Annotated in this window: 13 protein-coding genes; 5 read left to right on the top strand and 8 right to left on the bottom strand. The window is 52.3% G+C overall.

Going from position 1 to position 15,918, the window contains the following annotated elements; genetic code table 11:
* Positions 1-116 precede the first annotated feature (116 nt).
* The 4 genes from M987_RS08560 (at position 117) to M987_RS08545 (ending at position 4,469) form a co-directional block, all read left to right on the top strand.
* Positions 117-2,270 carry a carbon starvation CstA family protein gene (locus M987_RS08560; RefSeq protein WP_014068741.1) on the top strand — a complete coding sequence of 718 codons (2,154 nt, stop codon included), beginning with the start codon at positions 117-119 and terminating at the stop codon, positions 2,268-2,270.
* A gap of 96 nt (positions 2,271-2,366) precedes the next feature.
* Positions 2,367-2,570 carry a YbdD/YjiX family protein gene (locus M987_RS08555; protein WP_003856610.1) on the top strand — a complete coding sequence of 68 codons (204 nt, stop codon included), beginning with the start codon at positions 2,367-2,369 and terminating at the stop codon, positions 2,568-2,570.
* A gap of 10 nt (positions 2,571-2,580) precedes the next feature.
* Entirely contained in the window at positions 2,581-3,534 is a 954-nt protein-coding gene (gene yjiA / locus M987_RS08550) for a GTPase (RefSeq protein ID WP_014068739.1), read from the top strand.
* A 389-nt stretch (positions 3,535-3,923) separates the two neighbouring features.
* Positions 3,924-4,469: a YfaZ family outer membrane protein gene (locus M987_RS08545; RefSeq protein WP_014068738.1), complete on the top strand. Its 546-nt coding sequence runs from the start codon at positions 3,924-3,926 to the stop codon at positions 4,467-4,469.
* Positions 4,470-4,560: 91 nt separating this feature from the next.
* On the opposite strand, the gene M987_RS08540 is transcribed toward M987_RS08545, so the two are convergent.
* Positions 4,561-5,298, bottom strand: a complete 738-nt coding sequence (locus tag M987_RS08540; protein ID WP_014068737.1) for an HNH endonuclease — start codon at positions 5,296-5,298, stop codon at positions 4,561-4,563.
* 3 nt (positions 5,299-5,301) lie between these two features.
* Complete coding sequence (locus tag M987_RS08535; protein WP_014068736.1) at positions 5,302-7,587, bottom strand: AAA family ATPase; 2,286 nt, start codon at positions 7,585-7,587, stop codon at positions 5,302-5,304.
* Positions 7,588-7,811: 224 nt separating this feature from the next.
* Here M987_RS08535 and M987_RS08530 point away from each other — a divergent pair, with 224 nt between their 5' ends.
* On the top strand, positions 7,812-9,083 hold the full coding sequence (locus tag M987_RS08530) for a DUF445 domain-containing protein (RefSeq protein WP_014068735.1): 1,272 nt from the start codon (positions 7,812-7,814) through the stop codon (positions 9,081-9,083).
* An 11-nt stretch (positions 9,084-9,094) separates the two neighbouring features.
* Here the strand turns inward: M987_RS08530 and bglB are convergent, their stop codons facing one another.
* The 6 genes from bglB to M987_RS08500 all read right to left on the bottom strand — a co-directional run bounded on the left by bglB (position 9,095) and on the right by M987_RS08500 (position 15,777).
* Positions 9,095-10,183, bottom strand: coding sequence for a beta-galactosidase BglB (bglB, locus tag M987_RS08525; protein WP_014068734.1), 1,089 nt, complete (start codon positions 10,181-10,183; stop codon positions 9,095-9,097).
* On the bottom strand, positions 10,180-11,190 hold the full coding sequence (locus M987_RS08520) for a hypothetical protein (RefSeq protein ID WP_064555846.1): 1,011 nt from the start codon (positions 11,188-11,190) through the stop codon (positions 10,180-10,182). The genes bglB and M987_RS08520 overlap by 4 nt, the downstream gene beginning before the upstream one ends.
* A 237-nt stretch (positions 11,191-11,427) precedes the next feature.
* Positions 11,428-13,101 (bottom strand): hypothetical protein, encoded by a 1,674-nt coding sequence (locus M987_RS08515; RefSeq protein ID WP_014068733.1) that lies wholly within the window; start codon positions 13,099-13,101, stop codon positions 11,428-11,430.
* Positions 13,102-13,170: 69 nt separating this feature from the next.
* On the bottom strand, positions 13,171-14,238 hold the full coding sequence (locus M987_RS08510; RefSeq protein WP_041162180.1) for a DUF2955 domain-containing protein: 1,068 nt from the start codon (positions 14,236-14,238) through the stop codon (positions 13,171-13,173).
* A 4-nt stretch (positions 14,239-14,242) separates the two neighbouring features.
* Positions 14,243-15,307 carry an HlyD family secretion protein gene (locus M987_RS08505; RefSeq protein ID WP_014068731.1) on the bottom strand — a complete coding sequence of 355 codons (1,065 nt, stop codon included), beginning with the start codon at positions 15,305-15,307 and terminating at the stop codon, positions 14,243-14,245.
* Between the two features lie 2 nt (positions 15,308-15,309).
* Positions 15,310-15,777: a MarR family winged helix-turn-helix transcriptional regulator gene (locus M987_RS08500; RefSeq protein WP_014068730.1), complete on the bottom strand. Its 468-nt coding sequence runs from the start codon at positions 15,775-15,777 to the stop codon at positions 15,310-15,312.
* Between the last annotated feature and the right edge of the window lie 141 nt (positions 15,778-15,918).

The following is a 15,918-nucleotide window of genomic DNA, read 5'->3' as shown; positions in this document are numbered from 1 at the left end:
CCATTTACCTTCCTTTACATGCGCGAGGATCTGGCACGATCCCACCAGCATTAATCAATACCTCCTCACAACGAACCCTGACCCTTTTTTCTTTACATAAAAAACCAGGTCTTACTATGGATACTAAAAAACTACTGAAGCACGTGCCCTGGGCCTTACTCGGGATCCTCGGCGCTTTCTGTCTGGCGGTTGTCGCATTACGCCGGGGCGAACACGTAAGCGCCCTGTGGATCGTGGTCGCGTCTGTTTCCGTCTACCTTGTGGCTTATCGCTACTACAGCTTGTACATCGCGCAGAAGGTCATGAAGCTTGACCCGACGCGTGCCACTCCGGCAGTCATCAACAATGACGGCCTGAACTACGTACCAACCAACCGCTACGTGCTGTTTGGCCACCACTTTGCCGCAATTGCAGGTGCAGGTCCGCTGGTCGGCCCGGTGCTGGCGGCGCAAATGGGTTACCTGCCAGGGACTCTGTGGCTGCTCGCCGGCGTAGTGCTGGCGGGTGCGGTGCAGGACTTTATGGTGCTGTTTATCTCTTCTCGCCGTAACGGCGCCTCTCTGGGTGAGATGGTCAAAGAAGAGATGGGCCGCGTACCGGGGACTATTGCCCTGTTCGGCTGCTTCCTGATTATGATCATCATCCTTGCGGTGCTGGCGTTAATCGTGGTGAAAGCGCTGGCCGAAAGTCCGTGGGGTGTGTTCACCGTCTGCTCTACCGTGCCGATTGCGCTGTTCATGGGGATCTACATGCGCTTCCTGCGCCCAGGACGTGTGGGTGAAGTGTCGGTGATTGGTATTGTGCTGCTGGTGGCATCGATCTACTTTGGCGGCGTGATTGCGCACGACCCGTACTGGGGCCCGGCGCTGACCTTCAAAGACACCACCATCACCTTCGCGCTGATCGGGTATGCGTTTATCTCTGCCCTGCTGCCGGTGTGGCTGATTCTGGCACCGCGTGACTACCTGGCCACCTTCCTGAAAATCGGCGTTATCGTCGGTCTGGCGATCGGTATCCTGGTGATTAACCCGGATCTGAAAATGCCAGCCGTGACGCAGTACATCGACGGTACTGGTCCACTGTGGAAAGGCGCACTGTTCCCGTTCCTGTTCATCACCATCGCCTGTGGCGCGGTATCAGGCTTCCACGCGCTGATTGCATCCGGTACCACACCGAAGCTGCTGGCGAACGAGAAAGACGCGCGTCTGATTGGCTACGGCGCCATGCTGATGGAGTCTTTCGTGGCGATCATGGCGCTGGTGGCAGCATCCATTATCGAGCCAGGTCTGTACTTCGCGATGAACACCCCACCAGCCGGTCTGGGCATCACCATGCCAAACCTGCATGAAATGGGCGGTGATAACGCGGCGCTGATCATGGCGCAGCTGAAAGATGCGAGCGCACACGCTGCGGCAACCGTCAGCTCCTGGGGCTTTGTGATTTCGCCTGAGCAGATTATGCAGACGGCGAAGGATATCGGTGAACCGTCGGTTCTGAACCGTGCAGGTGGCGCACCGACGCTGGCGGTGGGTATCGCCCACGTGTTCCACAAAGTGCTGCCGTGGGCGGACATGGGCTTCTGGTACCACTTCGGTATTCTGTTTGAAGCATTGTTCATCCTGACCGCGCTGGACGCCGGTACCCGTGCGGGCCGCTTTATGCTGCAAGACCTGCTCGGCAACTTCGTGCCGTTCCTGAAGAAAACCGACTCTCTGGTAGCTGGCGTGCTGGGAACCGCGGGCTGTGTTGGCCTGTGGGGTTACCTGCTGTATCAGGGCGTTGTCGACCCGCTGGGCGGCGTGAAGAGCCTGTGGCCGCTGTTCGGTATCTCTAACCAGATGCTGGCGGCTGTTGCCCTGGTACTGGGTACCGTTGTGTTGGTGAAAATGAAACGCACCAAATACATCTGGGTGACCGTGGTACCTGCGCTGTGGCTGCTGCTCTGTACCACCTGGGCGCTTGGCCTGAAACTGTTCAGCGCCAACCCGCAGCTGGAAGGCTTCTTCTTCATGGCTAACCAGTACAAAGAGAAGATTGCCGCAGGCGGCGCAGACCTGACTGCGCAGCAGATTGCCAACATGAACCATATCGTGGTGAACAACTACACCAACGCAGGCCTGAGTATTCTGTTCCTGGTCGTGGTGTACAGCATCATCTTCTACGGCATCAAAACCTGGATGAATGTGCGCAACGCGAGTGGTCGTACGGATAAAGAAACCCCGTATGTGCCGGTTCCTGAAGGCGGCGTGAAGACTTCTTCACACCATTAATCCATTCTCCTCCCCCTCTCCCTTTGGGAGAGGGTTGGGGTGAGGGGTAACACTGCCCGGCGCCCCCTGCCGGGCTTTTTCTATCTGGAACCTGCAATGTTTGGTAACTTAGGTGAAGCGAAAAAATACCTCGGTCAGGCGGCGAAAATGCTGATTGGTATCCCGGACTATGACAACTACGTTGAGCATATGAAGACCAACCATCCGGACAAGCCGTACATGACCTACACCGAATTCTTCCGCGAGCGTCAGGAAGCGCGCTACGGCGGAAGTGGAGAAGGCGGCGTTCGCTGCTGCTAAAGGAGAAAACATGACACCAATTGCTGTCACCTTGTTGACCGGTTTTCTGGGTGCGGGCAAAACCACCCTCCTGCGCCACATTCTGAACGCGCAGCACGGCTTCAAAATCGCCGTTATCGAAAACGAATTCGGCGAAGTCTCGGTTGACGATCAGCTGATTGGCGATCGCGCCACGCAGATCAAAACCCTGACCAACGGCTGCATCTGCTGCACCCGCTCTAACGAACTTGAAGACGCCCTGCTGGACCTGCTCGACAGCCGCGATCGCGGGGAGATCGACTTTGACCGCCTGGTGATTGAATGCACCGGCATGGCCGACCCCGGCCCGATTATTCAGACCTTCTTCTCGCATGAGATCCTTTGCCAGCGCTACTTGCTGGACGGCGTGATTGCGCTGGTTGATGCGGTACATGCTGACGAACAGATGAACCAGTTCACCATCGCCCAGTCCCAGGTGGGCTACGCCGACCGTATCCTGCTAACCAAAACCGATGTGGCGGGCGAGAGCGAAAAACTGCGCGAGCGCCTGGCGCGCATTAACTCACGCGCACCGGTTTATACCGTAACCTTTGGCGATATCGACCTGTCTCAGCTGTTCAACACCAACGGCTTTATGCTGGAAGAGAATGTCACCTCGAAGCCGCGCTTTCACTTTATGGCCGACAAGCAAAATGATGTGTCATCGATTGTGGTCGAGCTGGATTACCCGGTGGATATCAGCGACGTGTCCCGCGTCATGGAGAACCTGCTGCTGTCGTTCGCCGACAAGCTGCTGCGCTACAAGGGGATGCTGTGGATAGACGGCGAGCCAAACCGCCTGCTGTTCCAGGGCGTGCAGCGCCTGTACAGCGCCGACTGGGACAGACCATGGGGTGACGAAACACCGCGGAGCGTGATGGTGTTTATTGGCCTGCAGCTGCCGGAAGATGAGATCCGGGCAGCGTTTGCGGGTTTACGTAAATAGCGGCCCATCCCGTTAATCCTCTCCTCGAAGAAAAGGGTTAGCGGGAGCGTCTAATAAGCGCCGAGCTGCGTATAAATTAAACATTAAAATGTAAATTTAGGTATTCATCCATTACAACAGAAACATTTTTGGAAATTATAAGAAACACAATTAATTCATATCAAACCACTATCCCTTGCCTGTTCAACGTCTGTTTAGGGAAAAAATTAAACTGACTCTAAACGCTAAAACATTACGCATTGACGCCGCGACAAACCAACCTTTCACCAACATCAAAAGATAAATTTATTAACAAAATCAGCATAAAATTGCGAACCACCTCACATTTGCAGTCATAAACATCGCTTGTTAAGGTGTCCTCAGATTAATTTGATGACGAGGAAATACTCATGAAAAAACTTAACATTCTCATCCTTTCTGCTCTGACTGCTGTATCGGGTTCCGCACTGGCAATGGGCGGGAGTATTGAGCAGGGTAAAAACTTCACCAACCTGAATGTTGAAATGGGTAAATCGACCTCTGGTTTGTACACCGAAGGTAACTGGCTGAAAAATACCGATGACGGCACCACGACCGGTGGCGTTGGCGCAGGTTACAACTTTGAAGTTGGCCCGGTGATGCTGAACGCTGGCGCGAAAGCCCTCTACGTTGGCCCGAAAAAAGGCGATAACGGCGTGGCATTCCCAATCGGTGGCGGCGTGAGCGTTGCTTTAACCGACAGCATTAACGTGTTCGGTGAGGGCTATGTGGCACCAGACGGCCTGAACAACAGCGTGAAAAACTACGTGGAAGCAAACGGCGGTGTGAGCTGGACGCCGATCAAACCTGTGACGCTGAAAGTCGGTTACCGCCACGTGAGCGTTGATGGCAAAGACGGTCGTCCAAACCACACTCTGATCGACGGTGCCTATGTTGGCGGCGGCGTGAGCTTCTAAGCCACCTCAGAGATAAAAAAACCTGCCAGATGGCAGGTTTTTTTATGTCGCGTTGACTAAACACGACCAAATCAGAGAGTCTGTATAACGACTAATTTGCTTCCGTGCTGGCAAGAATAAATCCTTGCAACGTGTTTACAAAATCCCGAACGCGGTCACCGCCTAATCCACTCTCATTCATCGCCTTTAGATCATCCAGAACCTCTCTCAGCCCGTCATGACGGCTCAGCAGAATTTCAGCTTTAGAAATATCATGGAGTAAATCAATGCACAGTTTTTTACCTGCCGCCGTTATCCCACCATAGGCTCTGAAAGCAAAATCATTTGTGGCATAACTCATCCATGAAATATGATCATTATAGGAATGGTGGTTGCAATGAAATGCCGCCGTCAGTTGAGATCCCACAGGATAAACACCCGCGGGATTTATTCCACTCCACCAGACAGTTTTACTTTTCTTTAAATTGCAGTCATAGCAAGCAACGGCAAGATTTTTCATGGTTAACGAAAATCGAGGAAAAGAGTGACGAGGCAAAATATGCTCAATTGGCTTTGCATGGGCAATGTTATAAAGATAGCGCTGACAATAGCAGCAACGGTACTTCTGTTTTTTGGCCAGATAGTCTCGCAGATTTGTTGTAATCTCGGAGCCCTCAAGTTTCGTCGTTGTCTCATCTTCCGGGATAGATAAATCACGCAATTCCCCCCAGACATCCACCGCATCAGTAATCGCACGCTGATAGAGCCGAACAATCTCACGCTTAGCGACCGCTTTTTTGCCTTTCCGGAATGGAAGCTGCGCACAAAAATCATCAAACTGAGTCGTCATTTATCACCCTACCTGTTCATTTTGTTGGTAAGTTTGATACAGCTCCTCCACCGCATCCTGCGCTCTTCGAACCAGGGAAATTTCATTAGCTAGCGCTTGTTGGTTATTTTCATTAAGCTTCCTTGATAACTCGCGTAATTCATTTGTAGATTTCTGATATTGTATTCTAACGTCCTGATTACTGTTAACCGTCTCCATAAAGACTGAAACAGCTTTAGCGCAGGTTTCATATACACTTCTGTTATTCTTGGTAACGACATCAAAGCTATCAAAAATGGTAGACTCAACATTCCTTACACTATCTTTATCAATAACCTCAAGACCAGCCTGAGAAGCGGTGTAGCACTTACTTTTATTCATATCGACACTATTAATAATAATGGGTGAATGTGTCGCCACTACAAATGATGCCTGATACTCTTCAGAAATCATATCAAATAAATACGGAAGCTTTTGCTGCCACTCAATATGCATACTCACTTCCGGTTCATCAATGAGCATCACATCGCCATGCGCAATATTTGATATTATTCTTGAAAACATCAACAGGAGCTGTTGCTCACCTGAACTAAGGTTATCGAAAATCACAATTTGTTCATTATTCGTATGCCGTATAGATAATAAGTAACCATCGTTTCTCTCTTCCTGTGTAATAAAATCTTCCATCTTATATACATGACTATAATCAAATAGATTATTCTTGCTTGTCGTATAGCTAGTCGGAACACAGTATATATTTTCTGAGAATCCAAGTTTTTTAAGAATCGAATTAAAAAACTTATGGGTTGCGCTATCAGAGCAAATTTTCTTAATACACTCTAAAATCTCTTTATTTCTTTTTGTTAGTGAGATGTGTTTTTCACTCTGTTTATCACCAAGATAAACAATGCCGTTTTGACCTTTAAGAGGATGAAAACGATCGGTAAGCCCAAATGAAACCAGTAACAAGCGTTTATTTTCGTTAACTAATTTCTCTGCAAGAAAACGCAAGAGCAAACTTTTACCAACGCCGTTATTTCCAATAACATAATGTCCACCGGCGGTATCATCAGCCTTTATACCATGATAAATCATTGCGTAGTCAAGAGGAGAAAAGATGAGATCCTCATCTTTCGATGAAGAAACAAACCTGGATACGTTCATAGACTTATTGGCATAAATCTCATTTGGCGACGCTCTGTATACTAAACCCGGCACATCTTTGTATCCATCAGGAAAAAATCTTTTAATATATTCATTAATATGATTATTATCAGATGCCACCCAATTAACTGAATATCTATCAACGTCAAAGGATAACAATTCACTAATAAAAGATGCAAATAACAAATCATTTTTCTTGAGGAGAGAGTACAATTTATCTGAGTTTACAAAATAAACGCCAGGTATATTTTCTCCGTAAGAGTCTAATATATATAAATTCCTGGTCTTTGAGTCATAAGAACGAGGGAGTTCTATAACCGCACGCAAAATACCTAAATTAGCCAAATCCACAAGACTCCATCCGTGATTCCTGGCACTACCTAAAATGAACGCATGAAATTTCTTCTCCCTTGCAATATTAGCAAAATATTTAAAAGCATTGATATCCCCAGAAAAATAATGACCTTTTTGTCTAAAATAAATATCCTCAACATTTCTAACAAAGTAGACTTCGGAATCATCATTGCTTTTAATTGCCACTTCATGCAAGTACAATCGCATTCCCAGATACAGCGTCATATCAACCCGTTCTGGCAAAGAAATGCCCTTCGAGCCGTCGATCGCAATCTGTCCGGTTAACAATGGTATCTCTTGCACATAATTATTCTTCAGATATCCGCCGGAAAATCGTTGTATTAACGCGGAAATAAAACCATCTACCTTTTGACCAAATAAGTAATTAAAAAAGAAATCAAACAACCCTCCTTCATTTTCGAAGTTACTTATATTCCTTGATAACCAAAAGACTTCACGAACAACTTCATTATTTTTAATAAGGTCATCAGAATAATTAACACTCCAATAATCATGCAATATATTTTGTATGCTGACAACCAATTCAGAATACACATTAACTTTATGAGATAAAAAATCAGGTGATTCAACAGAATTCAAAAGATCATTAAATTTCTCAACCTCACGGAAGCGACCACGGTATTGACTTATATGAGCATACTCTTTCGCAAATAATAAAACCAAAAAACACTTAACAACCCGTGTGTAATCCTCCCCATAATTACTCGCTATATTTTTAAGTCTTTTTAAGCAATTACTTGCCTGGATATCAAATTCAGTAAACGATTCCATTGCTATGTCCGAATAGTGACAAAAGGTTGATTGACAGAAAGAACGGTTACAAATTATTAGGTTAAATCCACTATAACATCTACCCATTCACAATCAATTACATATAACAAAAAGTGTTAGATTTATATTCCATTATATTGCTAATCCCCGTCTACAAACGTCATCCTGTACATCGTTATCGCCCACCTTTGCACAACCCCCCTGCTTCCCTCTATCCTTACCCCATGGAAAAACAGACTGAACTCAAACGCGCCAAGCTGCTGGCGCTGTTGCTGCTGCTGATTGCTGGCGCAGCATTTATCGCGACGCTCTTCCTGCCTCAGACCCTCTGGGTGCGGGGTGTGAAGGCCATTGCCGAGGCGGCAATGGTTGGCGCGCTGGCGGACTGGTTTGCGGTGGTGGCGCTGTTTCGCCGTGTGCCGGTTCCGTTTATCTCGCGCCATACGGCGATTATCCCGCGGAATAAAGACCGGATCGGCGATAATCTCGGCCAGTTCGTACAGGAGAAGTTTCTTGATACGCAGTCCCTGGTGGCGCTGATCCGCCGCTATGAACCGGCAAAAATGATTGGCGGCTGGTTCAGCCAGCCCGACAACGCCCGCCGCGTGGGGCAGCATCTGATTCAGGTGATGAGCGGGTTCCTCGAACTCACCGACGACGGGCGCATCCAGCGCCTGCTAAAGCGCGCCGTGCATAAGGCTATCGATAAGGTGGATTTCACTGAAACCAGCGCCGTCATCCTTGAGAGCATGACCAGAAACAATCGCCATCAGGTGCTGCTGGACGCCATCATCAATCGGCTGATTACGCTGATTCAGCGGGAAAGCTCGCGGGAATTTATCGCCACACAGGTTGTTCACTGGCTTGAGACGGAACACCCGCGCAAAGCGATGGTGTTGCCAACCGAGTGGCTGGGGGAGCAGAGCGCAGAGATGATCTCCAACGCGGTGAATACCCTGCTGGACGATATCAGCCACGATCGTACACACCAGATCCGCCAGGCGTTTGACAGGGCCACGCTAAAGCTCATCGACAACCTGAAAAACGATCCGGAAATGGCCGCCAGAGCCGGGAATATCAAGCATTACCTGAAAAATGACGAAGCGTTTAACCGCTATCTGGGGGAGATGTGGGCCGACCTTCGCCAGTGGCTGAAGACCGATATGCAAAGCGAAGACTCGCGCGTGAAGCAACGCATCGCCAACGCCGGACAGTGGTTTGGCGAAACGCTGATGGCGGATGCCAGCTTGCAGGCTTCGCTTAATGAGCATCTGGAACAGGCAGCACACCGAGTTGCACCGGATTTTGCCGCGTTCCTTACCCGCCACATCAGCGACACGGTAAAAAGCTGGGACGCCGAAGATATGTCGCGCCAGATTGAGCTGAATATCGGTAAGGATTTGCAGTTCATCCGCGTCAACGGCACGCTGGTGGGCGGGACCATTGGTTTGATTCTGTTTTTGCTCTCGCAAATCCCGACGGTGCTGCATCTGTAAAAAGCGGGGCATTACGCCCCACTTTTCTCTTCCAGCCAGCCTCCCTGCTCCATCTCCAGCAACAGCAGCATCGTGAGCGCCTGCGCGTAAGGCACCGGCGCCATCGCGATATCGCAATAGTACTGAATATCCCAGCCGAGCATCGTACCGCGTGAGGCCTCAAGCACCAGTCCGCCGTCGTCGATCCGCGCGATCACCGCCTCAAACGCCTGCAGGGCAGAGCCGCTTATAGACTCATCGAGGATCCCCATGCGCACCGCGCGCAGTATCCCGTAGGCGATCCCCGCAGTCGCGGACGATTCCTGCGGGGAAAGAGGATCGTCCAGCACCGTGTGCCACATGCCGTTATCAGCCTGCAACGCGCACAACGTGCGTACCTGGCGGGCCACCACCTGCGACAGATACCGGCGAACACTGGCATCAAGATGCTCGTCCATCAGGGCAATAAATTCCGGGATGGCAACGGTTATCCACGCGTTGCCACGTGCCCAGAACGCACCCGCAAAGTGGTGTTTATCCACAAACGTCCAGCCGTGATACCAGAGCCCTGTCACCGGGTCGCTGAGATAACGCGTGTGCAGCAAAAACTGGTATCCCGCTTCGTCGATCAAGTCGCGTCTTTTGAGCACAATGCCTGCCACACCCAGGAACAGGCAGGTCATAAACAACGTGTCGTCCCACAGCTGCCCGGTGTTGGGTTGCTCCTTCACCACATGCTGAAAACCGCCCTCTTCGGTTCTGGGCAAGTCGCGCAGCAGGGTATCCGCCCAGTCATTGACCGTTGCCAGCAGATCCTGGCGCAGATGATGCCCGGCCACCAGCGCCAGGGCGATCATCGGCGCCGTGGTATTGATCTGCATCTCCGGCAGGCCCTTGCCGATTTGGGTTTCATACCATTCGAGGATCGACTGTTGCAGGACAGCGTCGTTCTGGAAATCGGCAAAGCGCCAGAAACCGTACAGCCCCACGCCGACCTCCCACTCCCACTCTTCAAAATGGATTGCAAAGCCGTCACTCACGCCCACTTCATCAAGATTTTTCAGGCGACAAAAACCACGTACCACGCGCTCCAGGGTACTCATCAGCTGTTCTTTATTCATGCGTTGACTCCTTTCAGGCGCATTTCACCCAGCCGCTGCTGCTGATGGCCAAAGCGTGAAGAGGCAATAAAACGTTCGTCAGGGAAAAGCGCCCCGGCCTGCATCTGGGCCGCGTGAAACGCTGGAGTTTTATCTTCACCCCAGAAATCCATCGCATCGCAACCGCGCTCATCGTGCCAGTAGCGATAACCCAGAATGGTCGATTTCACCCTTCGCCACAGCAGCTCCGGGAAATCCGCCTGCCGTGCGTTTTTCCACAGTTGTAAAAGCGTGAGCAGGGAAAACACCGACCCCTCTTCCCGCGCGCTCACCTGTTTTAGCAGGCGATACAGCAGCGCCTCGGCCTCGGGGCCGTACTCGCGTTGCGCTATCAGTGCCAGCAGGCGACTGCCATCAGGCGCAGGCGATACGGGGTTTGCCGGGAGTGGGTTTCCCGCCACCGGCATGATGCCGAGCGCGGGCTCATCAAGATAGGCCATGTGCAGCAAACAGTCGGTGTCGCGCTCAAACAGCTCATCGAGATGGATAAGCAGGTTGTTTTCCCCCTCGCACAGTGCCAGCCGCACGAGCACGTGCTGCATCTGATTGCGGGTAAACGGCGTAAAGCAGGCGAGCTGTTCGCCCGAACGCCACACCCGCACGCCGCCGCAGGTACCAAGTCGAAAGGCATATTCACCATCATGCGGCGCGACAATATCGACGGCCAGCCAGCGCTGGACGTGAAAGGGCAGAGCGCGGAAACCCGAGAAAGAGACAATGCCGCTGTCGTCGCTTTCAGCGATGTAATTCAGAGGCATTGCCTGCAAGGGATCCACAATGCGCCGGGCGTGAGTCTGGCAGAAAACCTGCCGGCAAAACGATACGCCTGGCTGCCCGCTGGCATCATGCAAACGCCCGTCAGCCCCTTCTCCCGTATAAAACTCAGCAAAACGCTCTTCTTTGGCGATGCTGACACGAAAATGCGTTATTGCATCACCCTGTTCCAACCGCCCTTCACCCTGAGACATAGTTTCCTCATATCAAGCAGAATCAATACATTACGCAGGTATCATCAGCGAGTTTGATCAATGCCGCGAGAGGCCATTCGCGCAGATTGTCGCGATCTGCCTGGTCACTCACAAAGCGGGAAGAGGTCAGGAATGTCGCGTGACATGCGTCACGCTATTTGCGGGCAGGGAAAGGTGTGATGCGAGAAGCGTCACACAAAAATATCCGGTCGGGATTTTTATGTGACGCGCATCAAACTACTTCAGCCCTTTCAGCTCATCGCCAAGGCTGTCGGCCAGTGCACGCACCCGGGAGGCATCGAAAAGCACATGCAGCCCCGGGGAAGCCTCCGCGTGTTTCGCGCAGTAATCTTCCATTTCGGAGGCACAGCGATACAGCTCCTGAATATTAATCTGGCAAATCTCTCTCATGCTCCAGCTGTTCTCCACCTCACGGGCAAAGCGCAGGGTGAAGAAAGCCTTCTGGGCGTGTAAAAACAGGTGGCAGTAAAGCGCCAGCCCTTGCCACTCTTCCAGCCAGCGCTGTTTAAGCGCCCACGGGAACGCGGCAGTTTCAGCAAAACGCAGCGCCTCTTCACGCAGGGCCGCAGATGTCGCCCCCGCGTCGTCTTTCTCTTTCGCGATACGTGAAAGGGAGGCCGCAGAGGCCTCAACATCGCTGGCACTAAAGAAGACATCACGCTCAGAGCCGGGCAGCCAGTGGTTGCGGTTTAGCTGCCCAAACAGGCTCCACACCGCCTGGCCGTAGCTTTCAGGGACCTGGCTGTGGCGATGAAAAACGTGGTCACGCACATAAATGGCCTGATAAAGCACCTGCCCGGCCTGCTCCAGTAAGGACTGGAACGTGCCGAGAGTCTGCTCATCCGGCCGCCAGCCGTAGCATTCGTCCAGCCAGTGCGTCAGCAGCTGCGCCTGGGTCTGGTGAGCACCGTCGCTCATCAGCATCTGGCTACAGGCCACCAGGTTGCACTCGCTGAGGGTACCGATAATCCAGTGGTTATCGACCCCTTCCCAGCTGGTTTTGCATACTGCGCCGCGGATAGCCGGATTACTGCGACACCAAAGCAACCGGCCCTGGAGTTCGTCAATGCGCGGGAACGGAAAAATGCCCCAGCCTACCTCTTCACCCACCAGATCGATTTCCGCCCAGACTTCGCGTTCGCGCACTGCCAGCAGCGCCGGGTTATTGGGGAATGACGGCCAGAAGCGTTCCGGGGTCAGTTTGATAGACACGCTCACGCTTTCGGGCAGCGGGCGGATGGCCTCCAGCACGTTACCGAGATCGTGATTCCCGGCCGGGAACACGCGCAGTACCAGATGTTTATCCTCGTGTTGCATCGCCCGGGATAACGCATTGAAACAGCGGCTGTAGAGCGAACAGCTGCGTTCATCGTCACGTTTCGCGCGGCTTTCATCATCCTGCGCCGACAGTTCCCAGTTCGGGCGCGAAATCGGCAACAGCCCGTCAGTATTGGAAATGGCCACCAGCAGACCGTGCAGCGAGGGAATGCGCTGGCAAATCAGGGAGACTTTTTCAGACAGATAAGCACACCAGAAATCCACGTCAAAGCGCACGCCCTGGCCCGCTTCAAACAGATGCGGGTGCGCCAGCAACAGATCGGTCGGGAAGTTGAACTCTTTCGCCTGAAGATAAAATCGCAGCCCTTTCTGCTGGCACAACAGCCCCAGGCGGTTGAGATACACGCAGCGGGCGCGCTGCTGGCTTGAGAGACGATCGTTGTAATGGTGCGGCGTGTAACCTTTGGGGGAAACCAGTTTGTCGAACAGATCAACCTGCCCGACAATCACGGTATTGAAATCATGTGCGACGGCGTAGTCGACCAGCTCGCAGGCCTTTTCCCAGTTCCAGTAAGCCTGATTATTTAGCTCAAGCGCACGTGTCTGCCACATTCATCCGTTCCTTTTGCCGCCAGATTAACCGGCCGACAGTGATAGCACAGAACGAAATAAATATGTGTGTCACGTATTGCGGATCACGTATCGCGTTGGCGCAAAACAGTTAAGTATCAGATGCACCAGAAAAACCAGCGTCAGCGTGGCGACCAGCGAAAAGGTCACGGAGGTGATGCGATACAGGTCGCTAAAGACCAGGTCGCTGTCCGGGTGCATGTTCTGCCCGAACATAATGCCGATGGTGGTGATACTGGCAAAGCCCACCCCGGCACCCACTTTTTCCATCACATGCAGACGCGCGCCAAACGCCAGCCCCAGGCCGATAAGCGGCATCATCAGCAGCATGTGGCTACTGTGATCGTAAAGGATGAGCTGCACCACCAGGATATAAAGACAACCCAGCACCACACCAGCCACACGCCAGATAGAGCTCATGACCGAACCGCGATAGTGCATCGGGAACAGGATCAAAATCCCGGCCATCAGGGCCGACAGAGAGTCACTCAGATCGCTAATCTGAAAAACCACGAAGATAAGCGTCGCCACGGTCCCGGAAAGCAGCGACTCGTGGCGCACGCGGGCATCGTCTTTCTCAATTAACGGTGGCGGCCTGCGGGGTTCAACGTCCGGCAGCAGATAGTTCATCAGCGCACTCAGGCATACCGCCATCACGCTGGCTTCGATGTTGGAAAAAATCAGCGTGTGCCAGTTGGTTGTGGGGTAACTCATAAAATTGAGCATTACGCTCTGACACACCACGCCCATCGAGCCGAACAGGAACAGCGGCCCTTTACTCATAAAGCGAAAACGCATCACGTACAGAGCAAATACCACCAAAGTCATGATCAGCGGCCATTGCGACAAATAACCGATGATAATCACCATTTCGATGCAGTTTAACGACGCACTGAAGATAAACTGCTTCGCCACGTGGCGGTTAAATACCGGCACCAGCGACAACAGCATGATGGGATAAACGACAAAAAACACGCCGTAACTGGTGTTGTAGAAACTTGAGATGCTGAGCGCAATCATCCCGGCAAAGACGATGCGCAATGTCTGGCGAAAGTCGTTTGCCGTGTAGACGATGTTGTCGTGCGGGGTAAAGACCCGCGCCAGAGTGCTAATCGCCATGGCGTTAATAAACATAGTGCAGCAGGCTCACGAGACGAATTTGCATCCCGGAGAAGAAGCGCGCGAACGGTCCTTCGCTGTTATAGAGCTGTACGGTGGCACGCGCCCCGGTGGGCAGATGCTTCGGCAGCGTCTCATCCAGCGCCAGGTGAATACGCATTCTCTGGGCATCACGTACCCAGCGGTTCGAGGTTTCTGGCTCGGAAAGTTCGCCGTTCACCGCTTCCTGCCCCGCTAAGATCCCCGCATCGCTGCTGGCAACGTGGGCGCGGAAAACCTGGCCCGGGAAGGCATCAAACACCACGGCAGCGTCCGTACCCTGATGGGTATGACGCAGGCTCTTTTCCCGGAAATCCGCCACGATGTCGGTTTGGTTGTTCACCAGCGCCAGCGCAGCAGAGCCCGACGAAGCATAAAATCCCGGGCTGAGCTGGAGGTTACTGACCGTGCCGTCCGCTTCGGCGTAGACCTTCGTCCAGCCGAGGTTCAGCTCCGCGTCATCCAGCGCATTGCGATATTTTTGCAGTGTGACGTTGCGGTGCTCATCCCGCTCACCGCGCTGAATACGCAGGTTGCGAATATTGGCATTCAACGAGCTGACAGACTGCTCGCTGCTCTGCCAGGTGGTCCGCACCTTATCCAGATCGGACTGGGAGACGTTTTGTAAAGTACTGAGTTTCTGATAGCGCTCAAACGTCACCTTATCGTTGCGGGCAGTCAGCTCGGCCGTTTTCAGGCTGGCCTGCGCGGCACTGATTTGGGCATCCAGCTGGTCGTTAGACAGACGCGCCTGTTCCAGGGCGATTTGCGCCGCTTCAACCTTGTTACGAAACGGCGTGGCATCAAGCTCAAACAGCAGATCGCCTTTCTTCACCTGACTGTTGTTGTGCACATGCACCGCCGCCACATAGCCGGAAACACGTGCCGATACTGGCGTGACCACGCGCATTACGGTGGAGTCCGGCGTCAGCGGGATCCAGATATCCGCGAGGATAAAATAGACAAACATCAGCAGGAAAGAGGCAATACTCACCCTTACCCAGCGGGCAAATTTCTGTTCAGGAGTCATGGTTATTCAGTCTTGTTATCTTCTTCGCGGATTGTCCGCAAATTGCAGGCGATTTGATTCAAAGTGGCGCTGAAAATCTCGATATGTTCAGGTGCGATATTTTGCGAGACGCGAGCCTGAAAGGTTTCTATCACCTGAGTGAGCGTATTCAGGATAGCCTTGCCCTCAGGTGTCAGCGCTAACAGCCGGATGCGCTTGTCATAAGGCGATGTGGTGCGCAGCAGATAGCCCTGCTTTTCCAACTGGGTGAGCGTGCGCATCAGCGGCGGCAGTTCAATGCCCTGCACTTCCGCCAGCTCGCTGACAGAGACGTTATCCCCCAACTGCTGAAGTTGCATCATCACCGTCCAGCTTGACTGGGTTAACCCGGTATCGACGATGGCATCGTCAATCACCGCGCGCCACTGACGCACGATCATCGCCATTCTCATGCCCATAGGCCGGCGGCTAAACAGATCGTCTTCACTCATAGGGGGGAGTCCTCTCATCTCACAGGAGCAAGATAATAGTTATCAGGGTAAGTATCAAGAAACGAGAGGTGAAAGAGCAAGAATTGCGAAAGCGACGTTCTCCCTCTCCTCTTTGGGGAGAGGGCTGGGGTGAGGGGGAAC

Source organism: Enterobacter soli ATCC BAA-2102 (assembly GCF_001654845.1).
GTDB classification, from domain to species: domain Bacteria; phylum Pseudomonadota; class Gammaproteobacteria; order Enterobacterales; family Enterobacteriaceae; genus Enterobacter; species Enterobacter soli.
This window is presented reverse-complemented; position numbering and strand designations above follow the sequence as displayed.

What these genes read in the sequence shown, in the direction of transcription:
- M987_RS08560 (WP_014068741.1), top strand. Translation starts at nt 117, where the DNA reads ATGGATACTAAAAAACTACTGAAGCACGTGCCCTGGGCCTTACTCGGG.
- M987_RS08555 (WP_003856610.1), top strand. Translation starts at nt 2,367, where the DNA reads ATGTTTGGTAACTTAGGTGAAGCGAAAAAATACCTCGGTCAGGCGGCG.
- yjiA (WP_014068739.1), top strand. Translation starts at nt 2,581, where the DNA reads ATGACACCAATTGCTGTCACCTTGTTGACCGGTTTTCTGGGTGCGGGC.
- M987_RS08545 (WP_014068738.1), top strand. Translation starts at nt 3,924, where the DNA reads ATGAAAAAACTTAACATTCTCATCCTTTCTGCTCTGACTGCTGTATCG.
- M987_RS08540 (WP_014068737.1), bottom strand. Translation starts at nt 5,298, where the DNA reads ATGACGACTCAGTTTGATGATTTTTGTGCGCAGCTTCCATTCCGGAAA.
- M987_RS08535 (WP_014068736.1), bottom strand. Translation starts at nt 7,587, where the DNA reads ATGGAATCGTTTACTGAATTTGATATCCAGGCAAGTAATTGCTTAAAA.
- M987_RS08530 (WP_014068735.1), top strand. Translation starts at nt 7,812, where the DNA reads ATGGAAAAACAGACTGAACTCAAACGCGCCAAGCTGCTGGCGCTGTTG.
- bglB (WP_014068734.1), bottom strand. Translation starts at nt 10,183, where the DNA reads ATGAATAAAGAACAGCTGATGAGTACCCTGGAGCGCGTGGTACGTGGT.
- M987_RS08520 (WP_064555846.1), bottom strand. Translation starts at nt 11,190, where the DNA reads ATGTCTCAGGGTGAAGGGCGGTTGGAACAGGGTGATGCAATAACGCAT.
- M987_RS08515 (WP_014068733.1), bottom strand. Translation starts at nt 13,101, where the DNA reads ATGTGGCAGACACGTGCGCTTGAGCTAAATAATCAGGCTTACTGGAAC.
- M987_RS08510 (WP_041162180.1), bottom strand. Translation starts at nt 14,238, where the DNA reads ATGGCGATTAGCACTCTGGCGCGGGTCTTTACCCCGCACGACAACATC.
- M987_RS08505 (WP_014068731.1), bottom strand. Translation starts at nt 15,307, where the DNA reads ATGACTCCTGAACAGAAATTTGCCCGCTGGGTAAGGGTGAGTATTGCC.
- M987_RS08500 (WP_014068730.1), bottom strand. Translation starts at nt 15,777, where the DNA reads ATGAGTGAAGACGATCTGTTTAGCCGCCGGCCTATGGGCATGAGAATG.